Origin of the sequence: Rhodococcus sp. BP-349 (assembly GCF_019835845.1) — a bacterium.
GTDB lineage: Bacteria > Actinomycetota > Actinomycetes > Mycobacteriales > Mycobacteriaceae > Rhodococcoides.
Window position 1 is genome coordinate 237,151 of record NZ_JABUDR010000003.1, and the last position, 26,613, is coordinate 263,763.

The window sequence follows — 26,613 nt, forward strand, 5'->3', positions numbered from 1 at the left end:
ATGTTCGGACTCTCACTGTCCTTTCTCCCGTTCATCGGTTCCAGCTCGGCGCCCGACGCCACGACGTCCGGCGTCGACGTGATGGACGAGCCGGGCACCGACGGACCCGTCGTCCTGAGCTACGAGGCCGTGGAGGAACTCGGGCGCAAGCTCGACGACCTGCGCGCCCGCACCGTCGCGGACCTCGGTCAGGAAGACCGCGACTACATCTTCAAGATCATCAAGGCACAGCGCGGACTCGAGGTCGCCGGTCGCGGACTGATGTACTTCGGCTTCTTCCCGCCGGCATGGATCGCCGCCGTCAGCGCCCTGAGCCTGTCGAAGATCCTCGACAACATGGAAATCGGCCACAACGTCATGCACGGTCAGTACGACTGGATGCGTGAGCCGGGCCTGAACTCCAAGGTCTTCGAGTGGGACACCGCATGCCCCGCCGACCAGTGGCGCCACTCGCACAACTACATGCACCACACCTACACCAACATCCTCGACATGGACCGCGACATCGGTTACGGCATCCTGCGAATGGACACCGCCCAGAAGTGGAACCCGTACTACCTGGGCAACCCGATCTACGCGTTCCTGCTCATGACCTTCTTCGAGTGGGGCGTCATGCTCCACGACCTCGAGGCCGAGAACGTCATTCAGGGCAAGCGCAAGTGGCACGACGTGAAGCCGCTGCTCCAGGGCTGGTGGAACAAGGCCGGTCGCCAGGTCGTCAAGGACTACGTCGCATTCCCGGCGCTCACGGGCCCGCTGTTCGTGCCGACGCTGGTGGGCAACTTCACCGCCAACATCGTGCGTAATCTCTGGGCCTACTCCATCATCTTCTGCGGCCACTTCCCGACGGGCGTGCAGACGTTCACCGTCGAGGAGACCGCACAGGAGACGCGCGGGCAGTGGTACGTGCGGCAGATGCTCGGATCGGCGAACATCGAGGGCAGCCCGCTCTTCCACATCATGTCGGGCAACCTGTCGCACCAGATCGAGCACCACCTCTTCCCCGACCTGCCCGCGCACCGCTACCCGCAGATCGCGCCCGAGGTCAAAGCGCTCTGCGAGGAGTACGGCCTTCCGTACAACACTGGTGGCTTCTTCCATCAGATCGGTACTGTGTGGGGCAAGATCTTCCGGCTCGCCCTTCCCGACCGGTTCACCGGTGTGGACAAGGTGACCGGCGTGATCATCGAGCGCGAAAAAGCAGCAGCCTGAGAGGTAGTGCCATGGTCGGCAAGTTCGAACGCAACAAGGACACCGTGCAGGAACTGACCGAGTCCGCGGCGACCCACGTCGGACGCATCGCGGTCATCATCGCCACGGCTGTCCGCGACGTCACCCGCGAGATCGGTGACCTCGTCACCGACGGCATCGAGATGAGGGAAGCGTCGCGCCGGGCACAGTCCGACACGCGCACCTTCGAGGTGATCGAGGGGGACTTCGAGGAGTCCAAGCGTTCGAACGGTCGCTGACCCTCGCGACGGCGCCGCACCCATGACGGGTGCGGCGCCGTTGTCGTATGGGGTGCCGGCTCGGTCGTTGCCGTTGCGCTCAGCGGTTGCCAAGCGGCCGGTGCGCGGTTGCCGGGCGCAGCGCGCGGTGGAGCGCGCAGGGTGTGGAGTGCGCGGAGCGACGGGCGGTGCGCGCGGCGGTGGGTTCCGTCAGGAACAGTCGCCCGGTTCGCCGAGCTTCACCACCGACAACACCGCTTCCCCCTCGGTGACCAGTGCGCCCGGCTCCGGGCTTTGTGCCACCACCGACCAGTTCGCGTCGAGGACCTGATTCCTGCCGGCGCCGGTCGCATCGTCGCTTCTGGAGTAGAAGACCCCGGCGGCTTGGATCAGATCTTGAGCGTCCTGCAAGTTCATGCAGACCACCGCCGGCATGGATGCCGGCGCTGCCACAGGTGCGGGAGCTGGAGCAGATGTGACCACTGCGGGAGGTTCCGCCACCGCTGAAGTAGTGGCCGGTACGCGTGACGCTGTCGCTTCAACGGTGACCGTCTCTGTCGATGTTTCGACCGTGGTGGTGGTTCCGGAGTCGCTTTCGCTGCCGCACGCCGTGATCGTCAGTGCCGAAATCGCCGTGAACGCAAGCACTGCCGCGTGACCACGCCTCGAAGGCCGTCTCGTCCTGTCGAGTGTCATCGCGTCGGCTCGCAGCCGACACCGTCGTTGTCGCGATCGAGCCCGGCGCGGTAGCCGGGCTGACCGCGCAGCACGGGTGCTGCGCCACGTGCTCGAGCATCGTCGCAATTCTCGTAGTAGACGCCGCTCGGCTGAGGTGCTGCCTGCGGACGGGGTTGCGGTGCCGGGGTACCGCAGTTCGCCGACCACAAGCCTGCACCGACCTGGCGAGCGCCGTTCTCGGCATCTCGAATTTCCGCGGAGCGCGACACCTCTCCGCTCGCCCTTGCGGCGCCGGCGCGGGTGGCTTCCACGTTGTGATTCCACCCGTCCACGCGAACTATGTAGGCGGGAAGCTCTCCAGAGGCGTCGGCACCGCCGAGTGACGGATCGACGATCACGGCGACGAGCTGCCGCTCGAGTGCGGATCGCGTGAAGTCCCGCGACTGGGGTCCGTAGCATTCGTTCAGCTCGGGAGCGTCAGCTCCTGCGATTCGCACGGTGATCGCACCGCGGGTCACGTCGACGACGCGAACAGAGTCGCCGTCGACGACCTCGGTCACGAATGCGGACGGAAGGGTCGGAGCAGGATCGGCCGACGCGGGCGCGGCTGCTGCAAGGGCGACGACGACGGCGCCGCAGGACACCACGCCGACACCGGCAATAAAGCGCTTCATTGAGGGACCTCGGTCTAAGGGGGTGTTTAAGAACGGCTGATAGTAACCAGACCGCGGGGTTCGAGAGGATGCTTTCGCGAGGTTTGCGACTTTGCCGGGCGCAGCGCGCGGTGGAGCGCGCAGGGTGTGGAGTGCGCGGAGCGACGGGCGGTGCGCGCGGTGAGCACCCCCGGAGCGGAGCCCAAACGGAGCAACGCGCGGCATGGGTGCGCACGGGAGCGGGGTCGGTCAGACTAAGCCGATGAAGGTGACGGACGAGGAGCGGCGCCACCTGCTGGTGCGCCGTCATGCGGTCGGCGCGGGTATGGCGCTGACGCCGGCGGAGGTGACGACGCGTCTGGTGGCCCTGCACGCGACGGATCCGGCCACTGTGTCTCTGCAGGTGCTGGCGCGGTCGACCACGGCGACGCTCGATGCCATGCGCGACGCGATGTACACCGATCACAGTCTGGTGCGGGTGATGGCGATGCGGCGCACGTTGTTCGTCATCGACAGGACGTTCATGCCGATCGTGCAGGCCGGCGCGAGCGCGGGAGTGGCGCGGTCTCTGCGAACTCGCCTCGTCAAACAACTGTCGACCATGCCGACGGATCCGGTGATCGACGACGTGCCGACGTGGCTGGACCGGGTGGAGCGCGATGTCGATGCGGCGCTCGCGGCAGCGGGAACCGCCACGGGAGCCGAATTGTCCACGGCTGTACCGCAGTTGCGTACCGCGTTCCTCCCGACGACGGGCAAGGCATACGACGTCCGGCGTTACGTGACGTCGCAGGTGCTGACCCTGTTGTCGGCCGAAGGTCGGATAGTTCGGGTGGAACCTCGGGGGGCGTGGACTTCTCGCCACCACACGTGGGCCCCTGTCGGTTACTGGTGGCCCGACGGTGTACCGGACATGGACGAAGCCGAGGCGCGTGTCGAACTGGCACGCGCATGGCTCGAGTCGTTCGGTCCGGCGACCATGGACGATCTGCAGTGGTGGACGGGCTGGAACAAGGGTCACACCACGAAGGCGGTGGCGGCGCTGGACACGGTGGAGGTCGAGCTCTCCTCAGGACCGGGAATCATGCTCCGCGACAGCGATATCGACGGAATACACGGTGGGGTAGCGCTGCTGCCGGCTCTCGACGCGACACCGATGGGCTGGAAGGATCGGCGGTGGTTCCTGCCGGACGAGTACCGACCGGACCTGTTCGACACCTTCGGCAATGTCGGCCCCACCGTGTGGTCGAACGGCCGGGTGGTCGGCGGCTGGGCCGTACGCGGCGCCGGTGAGGTGGTGTTCCGGTTGTTCGAGAAAGCCGACGAGGAGCAGGTCGCGGCGGAGGCTGCTCGTCTCGAGGCCCATCTCGACGGTGCGTCCATCACTCCGTCCTTTCCGACTCCCCTCGAGAAAGCTCTGCGGGCCGGATCAGGGAACTAGACCCGCGCGCCGGGCAGCGTGCGCCGCCTCGTGTCTCGTCGACGCGTCGAGTGTGGCCATGATCGACTTCATGTAGCTCTTCACCGTGGACACGGTGAGGCCGAGTTCCTCTGCGATCGCGATGTTCGACCGGCCGAGCGCCACCAGCGACAACACGTCCCGTTCGCGGGCCGTCACATGCGGAGCGGACGGCATCGGTGCAGCGGGTTCCAGGAAGGCGCGCATCGAGTCGAGCACGGACATGAGTTCGGGTGCGTCCGACCGCGCCGCGACCGCCCGGAGCCGGGTGTACGTCTGCCGGACGTCCTCGCGCAGTCGGTCGGCATCGCGCCGCGCCTCGTCGACCGCGAGGTCCTGGCCCAGAACTCCCGCCTCGAGGGTCAGCACGTCGAGCACGCGATCCCCGATGTGCCCGGCCGTGTGCATCGCGCCGTAGAGCACGCCGACGGCTGTCCGCCCGACGACGACGGGGGCGGCGATCATGGCGCGCAGGCCCTCGGCGGAGATGATGGCGTCGTATCGGTGGCTGATCTTCGGAGTCCGCATGTAGTCGTCGAGCGCGACGGTGCGATTGACCTGCAACACTTTTCCGCCGAGACCGTGACCTGCCTCGAGTTCGACACCGTCGAGCGCCCCGACGGACTGCCCGGCGAAGTGGCGCAGCGTCAAGCGCCGTCCCGCGGTCATGACTCCGCCGAAAGCGAGCGTGACGCCCGAACCGGCGCGCAACCGGTCCACGGCGGCGTCGAAATGTGTGTCGATCATCGTCTCCGTCTTCCTACCCTCTTCGGAGGGTATCGGGCCGCGAGTGTTCCGCGCCACACTCTCACCATGACGACCTTGACCGACGATGTCGCACGCCTGCTGGCGACCTACGGATCCGCCGACGCCGACCTCGCCGCCCTGCTGTGTGACGACCACGACCCGGGGGCGATCGCGTTCACCTTCATCGAGGGCGATCTCACGGCGCGCGACCTCACCTACGGCGAGCTGCACGAGCTGTCGGCACGATTCGCCGCAGGTCTCGCAGAGATGGGCGTCGGCCGGGGTGACCGCGTCGGAGTGCTGATGAGCAAGCGGCTCGAACTGGTCGTCGGGCTGCTCGGGCTCTGGCGGCTCGGCGCGGTGCACGTCCCGCTCTTCACCGCCTTCGCGACTCCCGCGATCGCGATGCGCGTCGAGGCTGCGCAGGCACGCGTCGTCATCACAGAGACGGACCAGCGCGAGAAGCTCGACTCGATCGAGGGCATCACGGTGATCGAGACGGGGGAGGGCTTCGACGCTCTGGTTCGTGAGCACGAGCCGATGGCGGTGTCGGTGGCCGTGGGCGGCGACGGTGTGATGATCCAACTCTTCACCAGCGGCACGACGGGCAAGCCGAAGGGCGTGCCCGTTCCCGTGTCGGCGCTGGCGTCGTTCGTCGCCTACATGACCTACGGCCTCGACGTGTCCGAGGACGACGTCTTCTGGAACGCCGCCGACCCCGGCTGGGCCTACGGGCTCTACTACGCCATTCTCGGCCCCATGGCGATGGGCCGTCGCAGTCTGATGCTGCATGCCGGCTTCACCCCCGCGCTCACGGTCGCGGTGATGCAGAAGTTCGAGGTCACCAACTTCGCGGCGGCGCCGACGGTGTACCGGAGCCTGAGCAAGGACCCGTCGGTCGGTGGCATCACGCTGCGACGGGCGTCGTCGGCGGGGGAGCCGCTGACGCCGGACGTCCTGGTGTGGTCGGAGTCGGCGCTCGGCGTGCCGGTGCGTGATCACTACGGCCAGACCGAGCACGGGATGGTCATCGTCAACGCCTGGCACGACGCGGTGCGTGAGCCGCTGATCCCGGGATCGATGGGAAAGCCGTTGCCGGGCTTCACTGCCGGAGTCGTCGAGGATCAGATCGGCTTCGAGGTGGCGGGCAGCCCGCTGATGTGGTTCACCGGATACGTCGACGCTCCCGACAAGACAGCCGAACGGTTCACGGAGGACGGGTCCTGGTACCTGACGGGCGATGCCGGACGCATCGAGAACGGCTCCTACTTCTTCTCCGCGCGTAACGACGACGTCATCATCATGGCCGGTTACCGGATCGGGCCCTTCGACGTCGAAAGCGTTCTCGTGGAACACCCGTCGGTCATGGATGTGGCAGTGGTGGGGCAGCCCGACGACATCCGCGGAGAGGTGATCGAGGCGTACGTCGTTCTGGCGGAGGGTGTCTCGGGTACCGCCGAGTTGGAGTCCGAGCTGCAGCAGCTGGTGAAGTCGAACTTCGCCGCGCACGCCTACCCGCGCACGGTGCACTTCGTCGACGCACTGCCCAAGACGCCCAGCGGCAAGGTGCAGCGCTTCCTGCTGCGCCGGAACCGTCAGCCGGGCAGCAGCGCTCGGAACTCGGGGCAGTAGGCGCCGATCGCGGTCCCGACGATGGCACCCGCTGCGCTCTCGTCCCACTTGCCGCGGCTGCCCGTCGTGACGGCGTCCACCTCGGCGATCACCGGCTGCCCCTGCTGCAGTTCGGCGCAGATGCCGCGCCCGAGGATCGTCATCGTCTCCGGGTCGGTGTACTCGATGGCGCCACTGTCCAACCCGGCGATGAAGAGGTCGTCCGCGGCGACGGCGTCGGGGCCCGTCGGCACGGAGGGACCGGCCACCGCCGGAGTGGTGGGCGCCTCGGACGTCGAGGTCGCCGGAGCCGGGTCGTCGGCCGGTGGTGTCGCAGGATCACCGCCGCACCCCGCCACGCTCAGCGTCGCGAGGAGGAGAAGGGTAGCGGTGCGGCGGGTCACCGGTGCGACGTTACCGGTCTCGTGGTGATCCAATGACCGCGTGAAGCGCACCCACGACCGCCACCGCGATGCCCACGTGGCGCTGGGTCTCGCCGCTGTGGCGGGCTTCGTCGACGCCGTCGGCTTCCTCGCTCTCGGCGGCTTCTTCGTCTCCTTCATGACGGGCAACACCACTCGGGCTGCCGTCGAACTCACTGCGGGGCATCTCGGTGCGGCGTCCGTCGGGCTCGTGGTGATCGTGTCGTTCGTGGGCGGGGTCGTCACCGGGTCGCTCGTCGGCGACCTCGCCGGCCGGCGTCGTAAGACCGTCGTCCTCCTGCTCGTCGCGGTACTGCTGGCCGCGGCCGGCGTCGTGCACCTCGGCGGCGGCGCGACCCTGGTGTCCGCACTGATCGTGGCGGCAGCGATGGGCGCCGAGAACGCGGTGTTCGAGCGGGACGGCGGCATCAGCCTCACGTACATGACCGGGACGCTCGTGACCATGGCACGCACGATCGCGGCTCGGATCCAGGGGCGCAGCTCGGAATCCTGGGTGCGCCCGCTGATGATGTGGGCTGCGCTCGCCGGCGGAGCGGTTCTCGGCGCCGCGGCCTTCGCGATCGTCGGGCTCGGCGCACCCGTGGTGGCGCTGATCGCGGTGCTCGTGGCTGCCGGCGTCGTCTTCTCGATGGGCGAATGAGCGCCGTGGTGCCCCCGGCAGGATTCGAACCTGCGACCAAGGGATTAGAAGGCCCTTGCTCTATCCCCTGAGCTACGGAGGCGTGCATCGGTGTCCGATGCGCCGTCGAGTGTAGCGAGGCGGTGCGCCCTGCCCGGGCCGGAGGTGCGGCTTAGACTTCTCGCTCCGAGGGAAGGCTCAGGCGTGCAGGACGTGATGGACCAGGTGCTCGCGGCGTGGCGCGCGGGGGAGCCCGTGGGCGTGGGCACCGTGGTGCGCACGTTCCGATCGGCACCGCGTCCGCCGGGTGCGTCGATGGCCGTGCTCGCGGACGGCAGAGTCGTCGGGTCGGTGTCCGGTGGCTGCGTCGAGGGCGCGGTGTACGAGGCCGCGCAGAACGGTGAGGCGGGTCTGCATCGCTACGGAGTCAGCGACGACGATGCGTTCGCGGTGGGTCTGACCTGCGGGGGCATCCTCGACGTCTTCGTCGAGACCGTGTCCCGATCGACCTTTCCGGAGCTCGGCGCGGTGGCGTCGGCGATCGCGGAGCACCGGCCGGTCGCGGTGGCCACTGTCATCGAGCACCCCGATGCTGCGCGGGTCGGTACTCGCCTGGTCGTCGACCTGGTTGCGGCGTCCGGCACGCTCGGGTCGCCGCGCGCGAATGCCGCGGTGATCGACGACGCCCGCGGTCTGCTCGAGGCGGGCCGCACCGATGTCCTGCACTACGGCCCCGACGGTCAGCGGCGTGGCGAGGGAATGACGGTGTTCGTGAACTCCTTCGCGCCCCCCGCGCGCATGATCGTGTTCGGTGCGATCGACTTCGCGTCGGCGGTGGCTCGTCAGGGCGCGCTGCTCGGCTATCGCGTGACCGTCTGCGATGCGCGGCCGGTGTTCACGACACCCGCGCGATTCCCGACGGCCGACGAGGTGGTCGTCGAGTGGCCACACCGCCACCTGGAGCGACTGCAGGCCGAGGGTGAGATCGACGAGCGCACCGTGATCTGTGTACTGACCCACGATCCCAAGTTCGACGTGCCGCTGCTCGAGGTGGCGTTGCGGCTGCCCCGCGTCGGCTACGTGGGGGCGATGGGGTCGCGGCGGACCCACGACGATCGCGTCGCGCGACTGCGCGAGGTGGGAATCGGCGACGACGAGCTCGCGCGACTGTCGTCCCCGATCGGGCTCGACCTCGGCGCCCGGACACCGGAGGAGACGGCGGTGTCGATCGCGGCGGAGATCGTCGCGAGGCGGTGGGGCGGGAACGGACGGCCGCTGGGGGAGCGCGAGGGACGCATTCATCACTGAGGCCTCCCGCGAGTACGTCCGAACACCCGTTGCAGAGCGGCACATCACGACGTTTTCGGCGTACTCGCCGGAGGGGGTGGAGTGTGAGTTGCGCGTCTACTACGTCCCGTAGGTGCTGCGATGCCGGTCACCTCCTACCCTGGAGGTATGGCAACGACTGAGGCACCGCGTTCCGCGACCGCGGAACCGGACGGTGGGGCGCGACGAGCCGGATCGGCAGGCGTGTTCGCGAGTGCCGGTCTGATCGCCGCGGTGGTGGCCGGCCTGATCGTCGCGCTGTCCGCATCGCAGGCGTTGGTCCTGCTCGGCATCCCGGATCCGGGTCCGGTGACGACGTACGGATTGCCCGCTGTGCGCGCGCTCGGGGAGGTCGCGGCCGTCATCGCCGTGGGCTCTCTGCTGCTCGCAGCCTTCCTCGTGCCGCCGCAGAGATCGGGCGTCCTCGACATCGACGGCTATCGCGCGCTGCGCACCGCGTCGTCGGCGGCAATCGTGTGGGCGGCCTGCGCGATCGTGCTGGTGCCGCTGACCCTCTCGGACACGTCCGGTCAGCCGGTGTCCGAGGCGCTGCGTCCCGAGAACCTGTGGTCGGGCCTGTCGCAGATCGAGTTGGCCCGTGCGTGGCAGTGGACCGCGATCATCGCGATCGTGCTCGCACTCGGGACGCGCGCCGTGCTGCGGTGGTCGTGGACGCCGATCCTGCTGGTGGTCGCGCTCGGCTCGCTCATGCCTCTCGCACTGTCGGGGCACTCGTCGTCCGGTGGATCGCACGACGTCGCCACCAACAGCCTCATCCTGCATCTTCTCGCCGCGTCGCTCTGGGCGGGCGGACTGTTCGCCGTCCTGGCGCACGCCCGTCGCGCCGGCGCGCACACCGATGTCGCGGCGCGCCGCTTCTCCGCAGTCGCCACGGTGGCGTTCGTCGTCATGGGTGTCAGTGGAGTGGTCAACGCCTTCGTCCGCGTCGAGCCCGCAGATCTGTTCGACACCACCTACGGCCGACTCGTACTCGCCAAGGTCGTCGCCCTGGTCGTCCTCGGCGTGTTCGGCTACACCCAGCGTCGACGCGCCCTGCCCGCGCTCGCCGCGGACCCGACGTCGCGCGCGAATCTCGTGCGCTTCGCCGGTGCCGAGGTACTGGTCTTCGCGGCCACGATCGGGCTCGCGGTCGGACTCTCCCGGACACCGCCGCCGCTGGGGAGCGCTCGCGAGCTGACACTCACCGAGGCGGAGTTGGGGTACGACCTCACCGCGCCCCCGAGCCTCGGGCGTTTCCTCTTCGACTGGCGGTTCGACCTGATCTTCGGCACCGCCGCCGTCGTCATGGCCGTCGTCTACCTCCTCGGCGTCCGTCGACTGCGGGCCCGCGGCGACGCATGGCCGGTGGGTCGCACGATCGCCTGGGTCCTGGGCTGCGCGACACTGCTGTTCGCGACGTCGTCGGGCGTCTACCGCTACTCGATGGCGATGTTCAGCGTGCACATGGGTTCTCACATGGTGCTGTCGATGCTCACCCCGGTGCTGCTCGCGCTCGGCGGCGGCGTGACTCTGGCCCTGCGGGTGCTACCGGCGGCCGGCCGAGACGGTGTGCCGGGACCACGCGAATGGATCCTCGAGGCGCTGCACAGCCCGGTGTCCCGGTTCCTCACGCAGCCCCTGGTCGCGGCCGTCATCTTCGTGGGTGGTTTCTACGCGCTCTACCTCGGCGGAATCTACGGCGCGACCGTCGACTCGCACGGCGCCCACCTGCTGATGAACGCGCACTTCCTGCTGAGCGGTTACCTGTTCTACTGGGTCGTCATCGGCGTCGATCCGGCGCCGCGTCGGCTCTCGCCCGTGACCAAGCTGGCAATGGTGTTCGGGTCGCTGCCCTTCCACGCGTTCTTCGGTATCGCGCTGATGAGCACCGAGACGGTGATGGGTCAGACCTTCTTCCGCGGACTGTCGCTGCCGTGGAACTCCGACCTGCTGGCGGATCAGCGACTCGGCGGCGGCATCGCGTGGGCGACGGGCGAGATCCCTCTGATCCTCGTCATGCTGGCGTTGCTGGTGCAGTGGTCGAACACGGACCGGAAGGAAGCCGTCCGCACGGACCGGGCAGCCGATCGCGACGACGGCGCGGACCTCGCGGCGCACAATGCGATGTTCGCCGAATTGGCGCGGCGCGAGCGTGACCGCAGTTAGAAGACGAGACCACGCAGGGCGAGAAAGCGGAGCCCGCCGACGAGGGCGGTGACTCCGACCAGGATCAAGGCCGACAACGCGGCGCTCGCGGTCGGCAACGCGACGTCGAGTGCGGTCAGCGCTGCCGTGCTGGCACCGAGACCGATGAGTGCCAGTCCGCCGCCCTCCCACTGCGCGGTGAACCAGCCCACTCGATCTGCGGCGTGGAACGTGAGCCGACGGTGCAGTTCGTTGGCGAGAATCGTCGACGCCACGGCTCCCACCGCGTTGGCCACGATGGATCCCTCGCTGTGCATCGCGACGAACACAGCGACGTAGAGCACGTTGCTCAGCCCGCCGACCAGCGCGAAGCGGAGCAGCTGAGGGAACGCGCCGTCACTGCGCAGCGCCACCAGGACCGGGTGGTGGGAGTGCGCCGGGAGCACGGGCGAGACCACGTTGTCGATCACGACGCTCTCCCGTGCAATCGGCTCTTGACGCTGACGATCTCGTCCGGCGTCAGCGCCCGACCCGGCAGCGGCGTCGATCGGTCCGGCACCGCGGCGAGCGAATCGATCACCAGGGCGAAATAGCGTCGCCAGTTGTCCTCGTCCACCTCGTCTGCAACCTCGGCGCCGGCCACGATCATCCGCACCAGGGTGAAGAGGTCGCCGGGCTGCACGTCCGGGCGGAGCTTCCCGGCCTTCTGGGCGCGCTGGATGAGAGTGTTGATGGTCGGTTCGAGCTTGGACCGGACTGCCGCGATGCGGTCGAGGCCGTCGTCGCACCCGAGGACGACGTGACCGAGACCACGGTCCGCGGCCATGTGTCGACACATGAATTCGAAGAAATCGACCATCGCAGCCCAGGGATCGTCGGCCTCCGCGGCCACCTCCGCGCGGCTGAGCACGTCGACCAGACGCTGCTCGAGGATGCCGTCGATGAGTTCCTGCTTGTTGGCGAACCGCCGGTACACGGTGCCCACACCCACCCCGGCGCGCGCGGCGACGTCGTCGAGCGTGATCTCGAGACCCTTGCGCGCCAACAACTCTCGCGCACAGTCGATGATCTTGAGCTTGTTCCGCTCGGCGTCCGCTCGAAGCGGCTTCGCCGCTGTGGTGGGTTTCACAGTCCGTTTCGTCCTGGTTCGTCGGTTAACCGGAGGGCATACCTCCGCATCGCTGCTATCGTCTTGCTATCCGGAGCGTACGCCTCCGTATAGCTCCATTTCACGCCGTACCGAAGCGAGGATCAATGTCTTCCACCACATCCGACGTCGGAAACGTCCAACCGACGATTCGGTCGAGCGCGCACGACGCGCCCGACCGCACTCGCTGGCTCATCCTGGGCGTACTCGGCCTGGCCCAGCTGATGGTCGTGCTCGACGCGACCGTCGTGAACATCGCGCTTCCCGCCGCACAGCTCGATCTCGGCTTCGACAACGCGGACCGCTCGTGGGTGGTCACCTCCTACGCTCTGGCCTTCGGCAGCCTCCTGCTGCTCGGTGGTCGGCTCAGTGACCTCTTCGGTCGCCGCACCACGTTCCTCGTCGGACTCGTCGGCTTCGCCGTGATGTCCGCCGTCGGCGGCGCAGCCGTCAACTTCGGCATGCTCGTCGCGGCCCGTGCGGGACAGGGTGTCTTCGGCGCGCTGCTCGCTCCCGCAGCGTTGTCGCTGCTGACCACGACGTTCACGAACCCGAAGGAGCGCGCGAAGGCGTTCGGCATCTTCGGCGCGGTCGCCGGTGCCGGCGGCGCCATCGGTCTGCTGCTCGGCGGTGTTCTCACGGAGTGGGCGAACTGGCGTTGGAGCCTCTACGTCAACCTGATCTTCGCGGGAATCGCGTTCGTCGGCGGCTTCCTCCTGCTGGCCAAGCACCGCGCCACCGAGCGTCCGGTGCTCGACATTCCCGGCACCATCACCGTGTCCGCGGCGCTGTTCTCGATCGTCTACGGATTCGCACACGCCGAGTCCGACGGGTGGAGCAATGCGGTGACCATCGGCTTCCTCGCGGTCGGCGTGGTCCTGCTCGGTGTCTTCGTCTACCTGCAGACGCGGGCGACGCATCCGCTGCTCCCGCTGCGCATCGTGCTCGACCGCACGCGCGGCGGCGCATACCTGGCGGTGTTCGTCATCGGTGCCGGCATGTTCGCGGTGTTCCTGTTCCTCACGTACTACCTGCAGAGCACGCTCGGCTACACGCCCATCACCACCGGGTTCGCGTTCCTCCCGATGATCGCGACCCTCGTGGTCACGGCCACCGTCGCCACGTCGGTGATTCTGCCGCGGTTCGGGCCTCGCGTTCTCATGAGCGCCGGAATGCTGATCGCGTCGGCGGGCATGGCGCTGCTCGCGCAGATCTCGATCGACAGCTCGTATGCAGCTCACATCCTGCCGAGCCTGCTCATCATGGGTGTCGGTATGGGCGCCACGATGGCCCCGGCCATGCAGGGTGCCGTGTCCGGGGTGTCGCCCGAGGACGCCGGGGTCGCCTCCGCGACCGTCAACACGATGCAGCAGATCGGCGGATCCATCGGTACGGCGCTGCTCAGCACCATCGCGGCGACCGCGGCGACGAACTACGCGACCGACAACCAGGCGGCCGTGGCTCAGGCCGCGGATCCGCAGGCCGCCGCGACGCTGCTCCGGATGAACGCGGAGATCGCCAGCTACACCACGACGTTCTGGTGGGCGTCGGCCATCTTCCTCGCCGGCTCGGTGATGGCCGCGCTGCTCGTCCGCTCGGGCAAGCTGCCCGACGGACCCGAGGGTGCGACGGTCGTCGCTCACTGACGTAGACAGTCACCGGATCCGGTGCAGAGAACCGTGTCAGACGCGGTTCTCTGCACCGGATTCGTCGTGGATGCGGGTGAGCAGGTCGGTGAGGGTCGCTCGGTCGTCCGCGCTCAGGCCGGCGAACATCGCCTCGGACGCGCTGCGCTGCGCCTGCGCGATGGTGTCCGCGAGTGCCCGCCCCTCGTCGGTGAGGTCGAGGAGAACCGCGCGACGATCGGTGGCATCGGCGTGCCGTGCGACGTAGCCGGCCGACTCCAGCGCGTCGACGACATCGGTTGCCGATCGGGGTGCGATGCGCAACCGTTCCGCCAGATCTCCGGGCCGAAGTGGTCCCGCCGCGCCGGACAGCACGCGCAGTGCCCGTCCGTGTGAGGGCGAGAGTCCGAAAGGTTCGAGTGCGGCCATGTGGCGGCGCCGCATCGACCTGGCCACCATCATGACCAGATCGGCCGGGTCCTTCTCGTGGGAATGCACGGGACGATACTAGCGTTGCAGCGGTCGACCTCATAATGAGGTAACCTCAGTTCTACCCGATCAGGGAGGTCATATGCGTTCCTCCACCACACCGGCTAGGCCGGTGCAGTCCCCCGTGACATCTGCGGACCACCAGCCCGCACCGCTCGGGCGCGTCGTCGCCCTCTTCCGGCCCTATCGCGGCCGGGTCGCCGCGGTGAGCGCGGTCATCACCCTCAGCGCCGTCGTGGCACTGGGATCGCCGCTGCTCCTGCGCGACATGCTCGATCACGCCATCCCGAACGCCGACGTCACGCTGGTGACGATCCTCGCGGCCGGCATGATCGCGATCGCCGTCGTCACCAGCTGTCTCGGCGTCGCCCAGACCTGGATGTCCAACAGCATCGGGCAGGCCCTGATGCATCAGCTCCGCGTGCAGGTCTACTCGCACCTGCAGCGTCAGTCTCTCGGCTTCTTCGCGCGCACCCGCACCGGCGAGGTGCAGTCGCGCATCGCCAACGACATCGGCGGCATGCAGTCCGTCGTCACCAACACGGCCACGTCGATCGCTCAGAACGCGACCACCGTCATGGCCACCGTCGTCGCGCTCTTCCTGCTCGACTGGAAACTGGCCCTCTTCTCGCTCGCCATCCTGCCGGTGTTCGTCCGCATCGCTCGGCGGGTCGGCGACGAGCGTCGCCGTATCTCCACCGTGCGGCAACGCCTGCTCAGCGATCTGTCCGTCCAGGTGGAGGAGTCGCTCTCGGTGAGCGGCATCCTGCTGGGCAAGACGACCGGCGCGTCGTCGGTCCTCACGAATCGGTTCACGGAACGCTCGTCCGAGGTGGCCGACGTCGAACTCCGCTCGATGATGGCGGGCAAGTGGCGCATGGCGACCATGTCGATCAGCTTCGCCGCGATGCCGGCCCTGGTCTACTGGTTCGCCGGCATCACCATCGGCAACGGCAGCGCGTTGACGGTGGGAACGCTGGTCGCGTTCACCACCCTCCAGACACAGCTGTTCCGCCCCACGATGATGCTGCTCAACACCGGCGTCGAGGTGCAGAGCTCCCTGGCTCTGTTCGGCCGGGTCTTCGAGTACCTCGATCTCCCGGTGGACATCGACGAACCCGCCGTACCGACGCCGATCGATCCGACGGCCCGACGCGGTGAGGTGCGCTTCCGCCACGTGGGCTTCGACTATCCGGGTGCGGCACATCCGACGCTCACGGACATCGACCTCACGGTCCCCGCCGGGAGCACCCTGGCGATCGTGGGAGCGACCGGCGCCGGCAAGACGACACTCGGGTATCTGACGGCGCGGCTCTACGATCCGACGTCCGGGTCGGTCGAGGTCGACGGTGTCGATCTCCGCGATCTCTCGCTCGCCGACGTGTCCGCGACGGTCGGGGTGGTGTCGCAGGAGACCTATCTCTTCCACGACACGATCCGCGAGAACCTCCGCTTCGCGCGGCCCGACGCCACCGACGCGGACATCGAGAATGCCGCTCGCACAGCGCAGATCCACGATTTCATCGCCTCGCTCGACGACGGCTACGACACGATGGTGGGGGAGCGTGGCTACCGGTTCTCCGGCGGCGAGAAGCAGCGCCTCGCCATCGCGCGCACCGTTCTGCGCAACCCGCCCGTCCTCGTTCTGGACGAGGCCACCAGCGCTCTGGACACCACCACCGAACGTGCTCTGGCCGACGCGATCGACCAGCTCGAGCAGGACCGCACCACCATCGTGGTGGCCCACCGACTCTCCACCGTGCGGTCGGCCGATCGCATCGTGGTGCTCGATCACGGGCACGTCGTCGAATCGGGATCCCACGACGAACTCGTCGCCCGCGGCGGTGCCTACGCCGCACTGCTGGCGGCGTCCGGCGACTCGCTGGTCACTGCCTGACCACTCCTCCTGTCAACCCCCGCGGCGCTCCTGTGGACGGCCGTCCACAGGTGCTCGCGGGCCCTTCTGTCCGCGGTGCGAGCGGCGCAGAGTCGGGGGCGCGGTCGGTACCGGATCGACCGCGAGAGGGGGGAACGATGTACGAGTCGTATCTGACCGTGGTGGGCACCGTCATCACCGATCCGATCAAGCGCACCACGCCGTCCGGCGACGAGGTGCTCAGCTTCCGCGTGGCCAGCAATTCGCGCCGCATGGACCGCGAGAGTGGGGAGTGGCAGGACGGGGACACGCTCTACGCCTCGGTCAGCTGCTGGCGGCGCCTGGTGTCGGGGGTCGGAGCATCGCTGATGAAGGGTGACTCGGTGATCGTCTTCGGTCAGGCGCACACCAACGAGTACACGACGAAGGAGGGCGTGGGCCGAGCCGATCTCGAGATCCGAGCCACCGCGGTGGGACCCGATCTCGCTCGGTGCCACGTCAAGGTGGACCGGCCGCGTCAGGCGGCCGAGCGGCAGGAGTCCGGCGAGACCGTCGCCGAGGCCGCGGTGGACACGGCCGAGCCCGAGCCGGTGCCGGTGGGCTGACCGCGAACGGTTTCACGGGCACCGGTCGGTCCCGGTAGACTTCCGCGTCGAGCACATCTCCCAGTTGTCGGCCTCGTCGTCGACATCTCTGCCGGCGCGATCCGCCCGGCACACACGCTGGTGAGCACATCGAGAGGAACTCGTGGCGGAATTCATCTACACCATGAAGAAGGTGCGCAAGGCGCACGGCGACAAGGTCATTCTGGACGACGTGACGATGAGCTTCCTGCCGGGAGCGAAGATCGGCGTCGTCGGCCCCAACGGCGCCGGCAAGTCTTCGATCCTCAAGATCATGGCCGGGATCGACCAGCCCGGGAACGGTGAGGCGTTCCTCGCGCAGGGTGCCACCGTCGGCATCCTCATGCAGGAGCCCGAACTCGACGAGAACAAGACGGTCCGCGAGAACGTCGAGGACGGTCTCGGCGAGACGATGGTCCAACTCAAGCGGTACAACGAGATCGCCGAGCTGATGGCCACCGACTACTCCGACGAGCTGATGGAGGAGATGGGCGAGCTGCAGGAGAAGCTCGACCACGCCGACGCGTGGGAGATCGACTCACAGCTCGAGCAGGCCATGGACGCACTGCGCTGCCCGCCGCCGGACGAGGGTGTGACCCACCTGTCCGGTGGTGAGAAGCGTCGTGTGGCGTTGTGCAAGCTGCTGCTGAGCAAGCCGGACCTGCTGCTCCTCGACGAGCCCACCAACCACCTCGACGCCGAGTCGGTGCTCTGGCTCGAGCAGCACCTGGCCGCGTACCAGGGCGCCATCCTGGCCGTGACCCACGACCGGTACTTCCTCGATCACGTCGCGCAGTGGATCTGCGAGGTCGACCGTGGTCGTCTGTACCCCTACGAGGGCAACTACTCCACCTACCTGGAGAAGAAGGCCGAGCGTCTCGAGGTCCAGGGCAAGAAGGACCAGAAGCTGCAGAAGCGCCTCAAGGACGAGCTCGCCTGGGTCCGCTCCGGCGCCAAGGCTCGCCAGGCCAAGAACAAGGCACGTCTCGATCGCTACGACGAGATGGCGGCCGAGGCCGACAAGATGCGCAAGCTCGACTTCGACGAGATCCAGATCCCCAACCCGCCGCGCCTCGGCGACGTCGTGGTCGAGGTCAAGAGCCTCGACAAGGGCTTCGACGGCCGCGTGCTGATCAAGGACCTGTCGTTCACGCTTCCGCGGAACGGCATCGTCGGTGTCATCGGTCCCAACGGCGTCGGCAAGACCACGCTCTTCAAGACCATCGTCGGTCTCGAGGAGCCGGACGGCGGCGAGGTCAAGATCGGTCAGACGGTCAAGCTGAGCTACGTCGACCAGAACCGGTCCGGCATCGATCCCGCCAAGACCGTGTGGGAGACCGTGTCCGACGGCCTGGACTTCATCACCATCGGTACGCAGGAGTTCCCGTCGCGGGCGTACATCAGCTCGTTCGGGTTCAAGGGTCACGACCAGCAGAAGGCGGCCGGTGTCCTGTCCGGTGGCGAGCGCAATCGTCTCAACCTGGCGATGACGCTCAAGCAGGGCGGCAACCTGATCCTGCTCGACGAGCCCACCAACGACCTGGACGTCGAGACGCTCGGTTCGCTGGAGAACGCCCTCGAGGAGTTCCCCGGCTGCGCCGTCGTGATCTCGCACGACCGGTGGTTCCTCGACCGGACGTGCACGCACATCCTGGCGTGGGAAGGTGGCTTTGGCGACAACGAGGCCGCCTGGTACTGGTACGAGGGCAACTTCGAGGGCTACGAGGCCAACAAGGTCGAGCGCCTCGGTCCCGATGCCGCTCGCCCGCACCGCGTGACGCACCGGAAGCTCACGCGCGACTGAAATGTACTGGTAAGTAACCTATTTTCATCGCACGCCACGTCACCGCGGTGTTCGGCTCCCGGCCTCTCGAGGCTAGGGTCGGGAGCCGAACCCCACGGACAACGTCGCCGCGACCGGTGGATCCGCCGCTCGTGGTGATCGAAAGGCGACAGCGATGACTTCAGCGGGAGAGCACTCCGAGGCGGCAACGGCGCCGAACTCGGTGCTCGATCGGGCGGACGACCTCCGCGCGGTGTACTTCGGGCACGTCGATCTGGACGTGTTGCGGACCACCACGGGGGCCGACCCGACCGCGGTGGTGCACCGGCATCTCGAGCTCGCCGAGCGTCGCGATTCCGGCGTCGCCGCTCTCGCCCTGCACCGCGGAGCCGACAGCACTGTCGGCGTGGCCCTGCAGATCGTCACCGACGACATGCCGATGCTGGTCGAGTCGGTCACCGCCTGGCTCACCGGGGCCGGCATCGCAGTCGTCGAGGTGGTGCACCCGATCCTGCGCGTCGTGCGCGACGAGTCCGGCACGCTCCTCTCCATCCGAGGGGGAGCCACCCCGTCCGACGTCGAGGCCGGCGTTCTCTCGGACGGCAGCATTCTCGAGTCGTGGATCCACGTCGCGCTGCATCCCGCGGCCAGCGAGGAGGCCTTCGCCTCGCTCGAGAGCTCGCTCGCCGATGTCCTCGACGACGTCCGTCGCGTCGTCGACGACACCGACGCCATGCACCGTCGTCAGCTCGAGCTGGCCGACCGTCTGGAACGTCCGCGCCGCGGCGACGCGGACGGGACCGAGGCCGTCACCCCCGAGGCGCGCCACGACGCCGCGCGCCTCCTGCGCTGGTTGGCCGAGGACAACTTCCGCGTGCTCGGCAGTCGCCGGTACACCGCGACGGACGCAGGTCTCGAACCCGTCGCCGAGTCCGCGCTGGGCATCCTGCGGTCCGACGATCCCGGCGCCGTCGCCGGCTTCGACCTGCCGGTCGATCGCGTGGTCGCGCGCGAGGACCTCCTGGTTCTCACACGTGCGTCGAGCTCCACGTCGGTGCATCGCGCCGTGCACCCGTACTTCGTCGGTGTCCACGATCTGGACGACGAGGGAAACACGGTGGGAGAGCACCGGTTCACGGGACTGTTCACCATCTCCGCGTTGCACGGCAACGTTCTCGACATCCCGGTCGTGGGTGACCGCGTGCGCACCGTCATCGAGCGCGCCGGGCACACCCTGTCGTCGTACTCCGGCCAGGCGATGCTCGAGTCGATCCAGTCCTTCCCGCGCACCGAGCTGTTCTCGGCGGACAGCAGGTCGCTCTTCGACACCATCTCTGCCGTGGAGCGCAGTGCCCTGCGCCGCGAGGTGCTGCTCTTCCTGCGCCGCGACGGGTACGGCCGGTTCGTGTCGGCCCTGGTCTACCTTCCGCGCGACTCCTACACCACCCGCCTGCGTCTCGAGACCCGCCGGATCCTGTTGCACGAGCTCGGCGGTACCGACGTCGAGTACGAGGCACGCGTCTCGGACAGCCCACTCGCGCTGGTGCATTTCACCGTTCGCTTCGACGGGCAGAGCGCGGACGCCGTCGACGTCTCGGACGCGAACCGCGACCGCATCCGGGCCCTGATCGCCGACGCCACCCGTACGTGGGACGACGCATTGCGTGAGGCGGCCGCGGCCGATCCGTCGGTGTCGCCCGACAACGCGGCGCGCTACGCCGTCGCCTTCCCCGAGGCCTACAAGCAGGACTTCGACGCGGACCGGGCGCTCGTCGACATCGCTCGACTCGACGCGCTCGTCGGCGACGACATCGACATGTGCCTGTACCGCCCGCGCGACGCCGAGGCGGGTCACTGGCGTTTCTCCCTCTACGTGACCGGCAGCGAGGTCTCGCTGAGCCAGGTGCTGCCCGTTCTGCAGAGCCTGGGCGTCGAGGTGGTCGACGAGCGGCCGTACGCCGTGGTGCGCAAGGACGGAACGCGTTGCTGGATCTACGATTTCGGCCTGTCCGCGGAGCCCGAGGTCATCGAGGGCGCCGAGAACCAGACGAGTGTGGTCAGTCGTCGGTTCACCGACGCGTTCGCCGCCGTGTGGAACGGCCATGCGGAGGCCGACCGCTTCAACGAACTGGTCCTGCGAGCCGGTCTCGAGTGGCGCCGCGCGGTGGTGTTGCGTGCGTACGCGAAGTATCTGCGGCAGGCTGCTTTCCCCTTCAGCCAGACCGGTATCGAGGGCGTCCTCCTCGCCAACCCGGTGACGGCTCGGCTGATCGTCGACCTGTTCGACGCGCAGTTCGACCCCGCCTCGGCGTCCGAGGAACGGGCCGACGAGATCGCGTCGGAGCTCGCCGAGCTCATCGACCAGGTGGTCAGCCTCGATGCCGACAGGGTGCTGCGCGCTCTGTTCACGCTCGTTCGAGCGACGTTGCGCACCAACCACTTCGTGAGGGACGAGCAGGGTCGCGAGCGCGACTTCCTGTCCCTCAAGTTCGACCCCCGCGGTATCGACGTGCTGCCTAAGCCCCGTCCGCGTTTCGAGATCTTCGTGTATTCGCCGCGCGTAGAGGGCGTACACCTGCGCTTCGGCACCGTGGCGCGCGGTGGTCTCCGCTGGTCCGACCGGCGCGAGGACTTCCGCACCGAGGTCCTCGGGCTGGCCAAGGCGCAGGCGGTCAAGAACGCGGTCATCGTGCCGGTGGGAGCGAAGGGCGGCTTCGTCGTCAAGCAGCCACCGCACCCGACGGGCGATGCTGCAACCGACCGCGCCGCGACCACCGCCGAGGGGCGAGCCTGCTACCGCATGTTCATCGCGGGACTGCTGGACATCACCGACAACCTCGACCGTGGCACGCGAGCGGCCATCCCGCCGCAGCGCGTGGTGCGGCGCGACGACGACGATTCGTACCTCGTGGTGGCGGCGGACAAGGGCACTGCCACGTTCTCCGATCTCGCGAACGAGGTGTCCGCCGAGTACGGCTTCTGGCTCGGCGACGCCTTCGCCTCGGGCGGGTCGGTCGGGTACGACCACAAGGCGATGGGCATCACTGCCAAGGGCGCCTGGGAGAGCGTGAAGCGTCACTTCCGCGAGTACGGCATCGACACGCAGTCCGACGAGATCAGCGTGGTCGGCATCGGCGACATGAGCGGGGACGTGTTCGGCAACGGCATGCTGCTCAGCGAGCACCTCCGCATCGTCGCCGCGTTCGACCACCGGCACATCTTCCTGGATCCGACGCCCGACGCGGCCGCGTCCTTCGCCGAGCGACGGAGGCTGTTCGATCTGCCGCGGTCGTCGTGGGCCGACTACGACACCTCCCTGATCAGCACGGGTGGCGGAGTCCACGAACGCACCGTGAAGTCGGTGCCGGTCAGCGCCGAGGTGCGCGCGGCTCTCGGACTGACGGACGACGTCACCGCACTGTCACCGCCCGAACTGATGCGTGCCATCCTCACGGCGCCGGTGGACCTGCTGTGGAACGGCGGCATCGGCACCTACGTGAAGTCGCGGGCCGAGAGCGATGCCGACGTGGGCGACAAGGCCAACGACCCGGTGCGCGTGAACGGTGCCGACCTGCGGGCGCGCGTGGTCGGCGAGGGCGGCAACCTCGGTGTGACCGCGCTCGGCCGCATCGAGTACAGCGCCGCGGGCGGCAAGATCAACACCGACGCCGTGGACAACTCCGCCGGCGTCGACTGTTCCGACCACGAGGTCAACATCAAGATCCTGCTCGATTCCACGGTGACGTCGGGTGACCTGGCAGCGGAGGACCGGGAATCCCTGCTGGCCTCGATGACGGACGAGGTGGGTGCCCTCGTTCTCCAGGACAACGTCGCGCAGAACGAACTCCTGGGCGTGTCACGAGCCCACGCTCCCGAGCTGCTGGGCGTCCACGCCCGACTGATCGCGGACCTGGTGTCATCGGGGCGGGTGGACCGGTCGCTCGACGCACTGCCGACGAAGTCGGAGATCTCACGGCGCCTGCAGAACGGGCTCGGGCTGACCTCGCCCGAGCTGTCGACTCTCATGGCGCACGTCAAGCTGGCGCTGCAGGAAGACCTGCTGGCGTCGGATCTGCCCGACAACGACGTGTTCGCCCCGTTGATGACCGACTACTTCCCGACGCCGTTGCGCGAACGTTTCGCCGGTGCCGTCAAGGCGCATCCGCTGCGGCGGGAGATCGTGGCCACGCGGGTGGCGAACGAGACGGTCGACCACGGCGGTATCACCTATGCCTTCCGCCTCGCGGAGGACTCGGGAGTGGGGAGCACGGACGCCGCCCGAGCGTTCGCGGCGACGAGCGAGATCTTCGGTCTGCACGACCTCTGGGCCGACATCGCCGCCACCGAGATGCCCACGGCAGCATCGGACGAGCTCGTCCTGGAGTCTCGCAGACTTCTCGACCGGGGGTCGCGGTGGTTGCTGTCGAACCGGCCGCAGCCCATCGCTGTCGGTGCCGAGATCACGAGGTTCGCGCGCAAGGTGCGGATCCTGGAATCGCAACTCCCGACGTGGCTGAAGGGTCGGCAGGCACGCAGCGGACTCGACCGTGCCACGTCCGCCATCGAGAAGGGTGCGCCGGAAGAGCTCGCGCACAGAGTGTTCCGGCTCCTCGACGTGTTCTGCCTGCTCGACGTCATCGAGACGGCGGACATCGCGAACGAGGACGACGAGGTGATGGCGAGCCTCTACTACGCCCTCAGCGAGCACCTCGGCATCGACTGGCTCCTGTCTGCTGTGTCCACGCTCGAACGCGGCGACCGCTGGCACTCTCTGGCGCGGTTGGCGTTGCGGGACGACCTGTACTCGTCGCTGCGTGCCCTCACGCTGGACGTGACGGGCGGCGGCGAACCGGGGGAGACGGCGGACGAGATGATCGCCGACTGGGAGTCCACCAATGCGTCCCGGCTCGCTCGTGCCCGAGCGGCCCTCACGGAGATCGGTGAGTCCGGAACGCTGGATCTGGCGACGCTCTCGGTCGCGGCCCGACAGATTCGCAGCATGGTGCGAGGGGCGGGTGCGCGGACCGACGTCTCGCGTTGACCATGCCAGGGGGACTGACGTGCCCGTCCCGGCGCCGTGCCGGGCCGGATAGGTTGGGGGCGTGACAGACGACGAGCTCATCGGCTTCCACTGCCCCGTCGAGGTGCGCTGGTCGGACATGGACGTGTACCAGCACATCAACCACGCACGCATGGTGACGCTGCTGGAGGAGGCCCGCATCCCGTGGCTCATGGCCGACGGTGTTCCCACCGCGACCCTGAGGAACAGTGCGGTGATCGCCGACCTGCACGTGCGCTACCGCGGCCAGTTACGCCACGAGGACACGCCTCTCGACGTGTTCATGTGGGTGGAGCAGCTGCGGGCCGTCGACTTCACGGCGGGATACGAGGTGCGCCCGCACGGCGCACCGATGAGCACTCCGCCGGCCATCGTGGCGTCCACGCAGATCGCGGTCTTCGACATCGACACCCAGCGCCTGCGCCGGCTGTCCGGCGACGAGCGCGAGTACCTGCAGCGCTGGCAGCGGCCGTGACGGGTGCACTGGCCGAGCGGTCGGTGACCGTCCCGGACGCACGGGACCGGGACGATCTGTCGACGTTCCTGACCCACGCCGCCCGGCTCGACCCGGGGGCCGTCGTGCGCCTCCGGCGCCGTGGGGACAGTCATGTGGTCGCGTGGATCGAGACCGGATTCGACGTCCTCGCCGCCCGCGTGATCCGCGCCCGGGTGCTGCCGTCGGACGTCACCGTCGCCGCGGACGGACTGCTCGCGGCGATGCGGTCCGCCGGACCGTCACCGTTCGACCCGGGCTTCGGCATGGATTCCGCCTGGCGCGGTCCAGTACCGCCGGACGCGGGATGGACGCACGTGGACGACGTACCGGGCCCGGTGTTCGTGGAACTGGCAGAACGGGGTGTCGCCCTGGCCCGCGAACACGGCACCGATCACGGCCCGCCCGTGTCCCTGCTCGATCAGGACGTGGTGACCGTCGAGGCCGACAGCGAGGCGGTGCCCGTGTCGATGCGCATGATCTTCGCGCTGAACGCCATGAAGTTCGTACCGACGTTGTCCGACTCGCCCCGGGGTGCCGAAGACGCGCGAGTGCGGGTGCGGATAGCCCGGTCCTGGATCCGGCTCGACGCGCGTTACGGATCGGTGTTCCGCAGCCGGGGCGCCACCATCCCGCTGATGGTCTCCTGATCGCTCGGGGACTGCGAGTCGCCGATCAGACGAGCCAGGCGGCCGCATCGGGTGGAAGCTGCCCGTCCTGCAAGGGAACGCTCGCGAGCAGCAGCACACCCGGCGGCAGTGTGATGGGCTCGGACGTGGTGTTCAGAGCGCAGATGACGCCACCGCGACGTCGGAACGCCAGACACCCGGGCGGGCTCCCGTACCACTCGACTCCGGGCTCGCTGAACTCCGGACGCGCCGCCCGCAGGCTCAGCGCCGTCCGATAGAGACTCAGCATCGAATCGACGTCCTCGAGTTGGTTCTCGACGGTCAGTTGTGCCCACTCGGAGGGGATCGGCAACCACGTGTCCCTCGTCGTCGAGAACCCGAACGGCGGCTCGGCGCCCTCCCACGGCAGCGGGACGCGGCACGCGTCCCGGCCGCGCTCTTCCCCGCCGGAACGGAACCATGCGGGATCCTGCAGGGCGGAGTCGGGGAGGTCTGCGTTGGGCAGTCCGAGTTCGGAGCCGTTGTAGACGAACACGACACCGGGAAGAGCCAGCATGACCAAGGCCATGGCGCGGGCGCGGCGCAGGCCCTGCTCACCTCCGCCGTAGCGGGTGACCTCGCGGTCGACGTCGTGGTTGGACAGTGTCCACGTCGGAGTACCGCCGACACGGTCGACCGCGTCGAGCGAGTTGTCGATGGCATCCCGGATCGCCGAGGCCTCGAATGCGGACTCGGCCAGGCGGAAGTTGAAGCCCAGAGTGAGCTCGTCGGGGCGGATGTAGCGACTGAAGCGCTCGTTGTCCTGCACCCACACCTCCCCGACCGTCATCGCGCCGTCGTACTCGTCCACGACCCGGCGGATGGCGCGGTGGATCTCGTGCACTCCGTCGTCGTCGAAGCGCGGATCCCCGTCCTCGTTGCGCATCAGCTCGTTGACGGACAGATCCATGTCCGGGAGGTCCGCCGGCTTGGCCATGCCGTGGGCCACGTCGATGCGGAACCCGTCGACACCGCGGTCGAGCCAGAACCTCATCGTCGCCTCCAGATCGGCGAGCACCTCGGGTTCCGTCCAGTTCAGATCCGGCTGTTCGGGAGCGAAGATGTGGAGGTACCACTGACCGGGCGTGCCGTCCGCCTCGGTGACGCGATGCCACGCGGGGCCGCCGAAGATGCTGGGCCAGTTGTTCGGCGGCACGGAGCCGTCGCCCCTGCCGTCCCGGAAGACGTAGCGGGCGCGTTCCGGGCTCCCCGGCGCCGCCGCCAGAGCCGCCCGGAACCACTCGTGCTGATCGCTCGTGTGGTTCGGGACCAGGTCCATCGTGACCTTCATGCCGCGGGCATGAGCCTCCGTCACGACGGCGTCCATCGTCTCGAGGGATCCGAACAACGGATCGATGTCGCGGGGATCGGACACGTCGTACCCGTGATCGACCATCGGCGACCGCATCACCGGACTGAGCCAGAGCGCATCGACGCCGAGCAGTTCGAGGTAACCGAGCTTGTCCCGGATGCCACCCAGATCGCCGATCCCGTCGCCGTTCGAGTCGGCGAACGAGCGGGGATAGATCTGATAGAAGACCGCGTCGGACCACCAGGGGGCCGGGGCGGACGCGCGATCGGCGGGGGACTGGCCGGTTGACGCGTCGATCGGAGTGCTCACAGGCGCAATAGTGCCAAAGGCCGAGCCGCGAGGGGCGGTGCGCCCGTCACCACGACCCCTCCGGCCTGCCCGGCCTCTCGTGACGACCGGCCTCCGGCCT

General features: G+C 68.4%; 23 protein-coding genes and 1 tRNA gene. 15 read left to right on the forward strand and 9 right to left on the reverse strand.

Annotation, left to right across the window (positions count from 1 at the left end):
• Positions 1-1,212 carry an acyl-CoA desaturase gene (locus tag HQ325_RS17525; RefSeq protein WP_222631448.1) on the forward strand — a complete coding sequence of 404 codons (1,212 nt, stop codon included), beginning with the start codon at positions 1-3 and terminating at the stop codon, positions 1,210-1,212.
• Positions 1,213-1,223: 11 nt separating this feature from the next.
• A complete protein-coding gene (locus HQ325_RS17530) occupies positions 1,224-1,469 on the forward strand; it encodes a hypothetical protein (RefSeq protein ID WP_222631450.1) in 246 nt (81 codons plus the stop codon).
• 189 nt (positions 1,470-1,658) lie between these two features.
• Here the strand turns inward: HQ325_RS17530 and HQ325_RS17535 are convergent, their stop codons facing one another.
• Positions 1,659-1,865 (reverse strand): PASTA domain-containing protein, encoded by a 207-nt coding sequence (locus HQ325_RS17535; protein ID WP_261769331.1) that lies wholly within the window; start codon positions 1,863-1,865, stop codon positions 1,659-1,661.
• On the opposite strand from HQ325_RS17535, the gene HQ325_RS17540 reads away from it, so the two are divergent.
• Positions 1,864-2,106, forward strand: a complete 243-nt coding sequence (locus HQ325_RS17540; RefSeq protein ID WP_222632726.1) for a hypothetical protein — start codon at positions 1,864-1,866, stop codon at positions 2,104-2,106. The two genes, HQ325_RS17535 and HQ325_RS17540, sit on opposite strands and share 2 nt — an antisense overlap.
• Positions 2,107-2,140: 34 nt before the next feature.
• Here the strand turns inward: HQ325_RS17540 and HQ325_RS17545 are convergent, their stop codons facing one another.
• Entirely contained in the window at positions 2,141-2,800 is a 660-nt protein-coding gene (locus tag HQ325_RS17545) for an excalibur calcium-binding domain-containing protein (protein WP_222631452.1), read from the reverse strand.
• Positions 2,801-3,041: 241 nt separating this feature from the next.
• Between HQ325_RS17545 and HQ325_RS17550 the strand changes: the two genes are divergently transcribed.
• A complete protein-coding gene (locus HQ325_RS17550; RefSeq protein WP_222631454.1) occupies positions 3,042-4,220 on the forward strand; it encodes a winged helix DNA-binding domain-containing protein in 1,179 nt (392 codons plus the stop codon).
• Here the strand turns inward: HQ325_RS17550 and HQ325_RS17555 are convergent.
• A complete protein-coding gene (locus HQ325_RS17555) occupies positions 4,209-4,985 on the reverse strand; it encodes a LuxR C-terminal-related transcriptional regulator (protein WP_222631456.1) in 777 nt (258 codons plus the stop codon). The genes HQ325_RS17550 and HQ325_RS17555 overlap by 12 nt on opposite strands.
• A gap of 66 nt (positions 4,986-5,051) precedes the next feature.
• On the opposite strand from HQ325_RS17555, the gene HQ325_RS17560 reads away from it, so the two are divergent.
• Positions 5,052-6,617 carry an AMP-binding protein gene (locus tag HQ325_RS17560; RefSeq protein ID WP_222631458.1) on the forward strand — a complete coding sequence of 522 codons (1,566 nt, stop codon included), beginning with the start codon at positions 5,052-5,054 and terminating at the stop codon, positions 6,615-6,617.
• On the opposite strand, the gene HQ325_RS17565 is transcribed toward HQ325_RS17560, so the two are convergent.
• On the reverse strand, positions 6,581-7,000 hold the full coding sequence (locus HQ325_RS17565) for a DUF732 domain-containing protein (protein ID WP_222631460.1): 420 nt from the start codon (positions 6,998-7,000) through the stop codon (positions 6,581-6,583). The genes HQ325_RS17560 and HQ325_RS17565 overlap by 37 nt on opposite strands.
• Positions 7,001-7,040: 40 nt before the next feature.
• Between HQ325_RS17565 and HQ325_RS17570 the strand changes: the two genes are divergently transcribed.
• A complete protein-coding gene (locus HQ325_RS17570; RefSeq protein WP_222631462.1) occupies positions 7,041-7,679 on the forward strand; it encodes a YoaK family protein in 639 nt (212 codons plus the stop codon).
• Between the two features lie 6 nt (positions 7,680-7,685).
• On the opposite strand, the gene HQ325_RS17575 is transcribed toward HQ325_RS17570, so the two are convergent.
• Positions 7,686-7,761 (reverse strand) — tRNA-Arg (locus tag HQ325_RS17575).
• Positions 7,762-7,874: 113 nt separating this feature from the next.
• Here HQ325_RS17575 and HQ325_RS17580 point away from each other — a divergent pair.
• A complete protein-coding gene (locus HQ325_RS17580; protein ID WP_261778655.1) occupies positions 7,875-8,966 on the forward strand; it encodes an XdhC/CoxI family protein in 1,092 nt (363 codons plus the stop codon).
• A gap of 147 nt (positions 8,967-9,113) precedes the next feature.
• Positions 9,114-11,150, forward strand: a complete 2,037-nt coding sequence (locus tag HQ325_RS17585; protein WP_222631466.1) for a cytochrome c oxidase assembly protein — start codon at positions 9,114-9,116, stop codon at positions 11,148-11,150.
• Here HQ325_RS17585 and HQ325_RS17590 read toward each other — a convergent pair.
• Both HQ325_RS17590 and HQ325_RS17595 read right to left on the reverse strand, forming a co-directional pair.
• A complete protein-coding gene (locus HQ325_RS17590) occupies positions 11,147-11,596 on the reverse strand; it encodes a GtrA family protein (RefSeq protein ID WP_308014778.1) in 450 nt (149 codons plus the stop codon). The two genes, HQ325_RS17585 and HQ325_RS17590, sit on opposite strands and share 4 nt — an antisense overlap.
• On the reverse strand, positions 11,596-12,258 hold the full coding sequence (locus tag HQ325_RS17595) for a TetR/AcrR family transcriptional regulator (protein ID WP_222631468.1): 663 nt from the start codon (positions 12,256-12,258) through the stop codon (positions 11,596-11,598). The genes HQ325_RS17590 and HQ325_RS17595 overlap by 1 nt, the downstream gene beginning before the upstream one ends.
• 125 nt (positions 12,259-12,383) lie before the next feature.
• Between HQ325_RS17595 and HQ325_RS17600 the strand changes: the two genes are divergently transcribed.
• Positions 12,384-13,922: an MFS transporter gene (locus tag HQ325_RS17600; RefSeq protein WP_222631470.1), complete on the forward strand. Its 1,539-nt coding sequence runs from the start codon at positions 12,384-12,386 to the stop codon at positions 13,920-13,922.
• A 36-nt stretch (positions 13,923-13,958) separates the two neighbouring features.
• Here HQ325_RS17600 and HQ325_RS17605 read toward each other — a convergent pair whose 3' ends face one another.
• Positions 13,959-14,399 (reverse strand): MarR family winged helix-turn-helix transcriptional regulator, encoded by a 441-nt coding sequence (locus tag HQ325_RS17605; RefSeq protein ID WP_027505630.1) that lies wholly within the window; start codon positions 14,397-14,399, stop codon positions 13,959-13,961.
• 73 nt (positions 14,400-14,472) lie between these two features.
• Between HQ325_RS17605 and HQ325_RS17610 the strand changes: the two genes are divergently transcribed.
• The 6 genes from HQ325_RS17610 (at position 14,473) to HQ325_RS17635 (ending at position 24,874) form a co-directional block, all read left to right on the forward strand.
• Positions 14,473-16,287, forward strand: coding sequence for an ABC transporter ATP-binding protein (locus HQ325_RS17610; RefSeq protein ID WP_222631472.1), 1,815 nt, complete (start codon positions 14,473-14,475; stop codon positions 16,285-16,287).
• 137 nt (positions 16,288-16,424) lie between these two features.
• On the forward strand, positions 16,425-16,871 hold the full coding sequence (gene ssb / locus HQ325_RS17615) for a single-stranded DNA-binding protein (protein ID WP_051613327.1): 447 nt from the start codon (positions 16,425-16,427) through the stop codon (positions 16,869-16,871).
• Between the two features lie 142 nt (positions 16,872-17,013).
• Entirely contained in the window at positions 17,014-18,693 is a 1,680-nt protein-coding gene (gene ettA, locus HQ325_RS17620) for an energy-dependent translational throttle protein EttA (protein ID WP_027505632.1), read from the forward strand.
• A gap of 154 nt (positions 18,694-18,847) precedes the next feature.
• The gene (locus HQ325_RS17625) at positions 18,848-23,713 is read left to right on the forward strand and encodes an NAD-glutamate dehydrogenase (protein ID WP_222631475.1); all 4,866 of its coding nucleotides are present in this window, start codon (positions 18,848-18,850) and stop codon (positions 23,711-23,713) included.
• Between the two features lie 61 nt (positions 23,714-23,774).
• A complete protein-coding gene (locus HQ325_RS17630) occupies positions 23,775-24,206 on the forward strand; it encodes a thioesterase family protein (RefSeq protein ID WP_308014720.1) in 432 nt (143 codons plus the stop codon).
• Positions 24,203-24,874, forward strand: coding sequence for a hypothetical protein (locus tag HQ325_RS17635; protein ID WP_374107236.1), 672 nt, complete (start codon positions 24,203-24,205; stop codon positions 24,872-24,874). Before HQ325_RS17630 ends, HQ325_RS17635 begins: the two co-directional genes overlap by 4 nt.
• 25 nt (positions 24,875-24,899) lie before the next feature.
• On the opposite strand, the gene HQ325_RS17640 is transcribed toward HQ325_RS17635, so the two are convergent.
• Positions 24,900-26,513, reverse strand: a complete 1,614-nt coding sequence (locus HQ325_RS17640; protein ID WP_374107237.1) for a glycoside hydrolase family 13 protein — start codon at positions 26,511-26,513, stop codon at positions 24,900-24,902.
• Between the last annotated feature and the right edge of the window lie 100 nt (positions 26,514-26,613).

Excerpts from the sequence above, each read along its gene's own strand:
- HQ325_RS17525 (WP_222631448.1), top strand. The coding sequence starts at position 1 with ATGTTCGGACTCTCACTGTCCTTTCTCCCGTTCATCGGTTCCAGCTCG.
- HQ325_RS17530 (WP_222631450.1), top strand. The coding sequence starts at position 1,224 with ATGGTCGGCAAGTTCGAACGCAACAAGGACACCGTGCAGGAACTGACC.
- HQ325_RS17540 (WP_222632726.1), top strand. The coding sequence starts at position 1,864 with ATGCAGACCACCGCCGGCATGGATGCCGGCGCTGCCACAGGTGCGGGA.
- HQ325_RS17535 (WP_261769331.1), bottom strand. The coding sequence starts at position 1,865 with ATGAACTTGCAGGACGCTCAAGATCTGATCCAAGCCGCCGGGGTCTTC.
- HQ325_RS17545 (WP_222631452.1), bottom strand. The coding sequence starts at position 2,800 with ATGAAGCGCTTTATTGCCGGTGTCGGCGTGGTGTCCTGCGGCGCCGTC.
- HQ325_RS17550 (WP_222631454.1), top strand. The coding sequence starts at position 3,042 with ATGAAGGTGACGGACGAGGAGCGGCGCCACCTGCTGGTGCGCCGTCAT.
- HQ325_RS17555 (WP_222631456.1), bottom strand. The coding sequence starts at position 4,985 with ATGATCGACACACATTTCGACGCCGCCGTGGACCGGTTGCGCGCCGGT.
- HQ325_RS17560 (WP_222631458.1), top strand. The coding sequence starts at position 5,052 with ATGACGACCTTGACCGACGATGTCGCACGCCTGCTGGCGACCTACGGA.
- HQ325_RS17580 (WP_261778655.1), top strand. The coding sequence starts at position 7,875 with ATGGACCAGGTGCTCGCGGCGTGGCGCGCGGGGGAGCCCGTGGGCGTG.
- HQ325_RS17585 (WP_222631466.1), top strand. The coding sequence starts at position 9,114 with ATGGCAACGACTGAGGCACCGCGTTCCGCGACCGCGGAACCGGACGGT.
- HQ325_RS17600 (WP_222631470.1), top strand. The coding sequence starts at position 12,384 with ATGTCTTCCACCACATCCGACGTCGGAAACGTCCAACCGACGATTCGG.
- HQ325_RS17610 (WP_222631472.1), top strand. The coding sequence starts at position 14,473 with ATGCGTTCCTCCACCACACCGGCTAGGCCGGTGCAGTCCCCCGTGACA.
- ssb (WP_051613327.1), top strand. The coding sequence starts at position 16,425 with ATGTACGAGTCGTATCTGACCGTGGTGGGCACCGTCATCACCGATCCG.
- HQ325_RS17625 (WP_222631475.1), top strand. The coding sequence starts at position 18,848 with ATGACTTCAGCGGGAGAGCACTCCGAGGCGGCAACGGCGCCGAACTCG.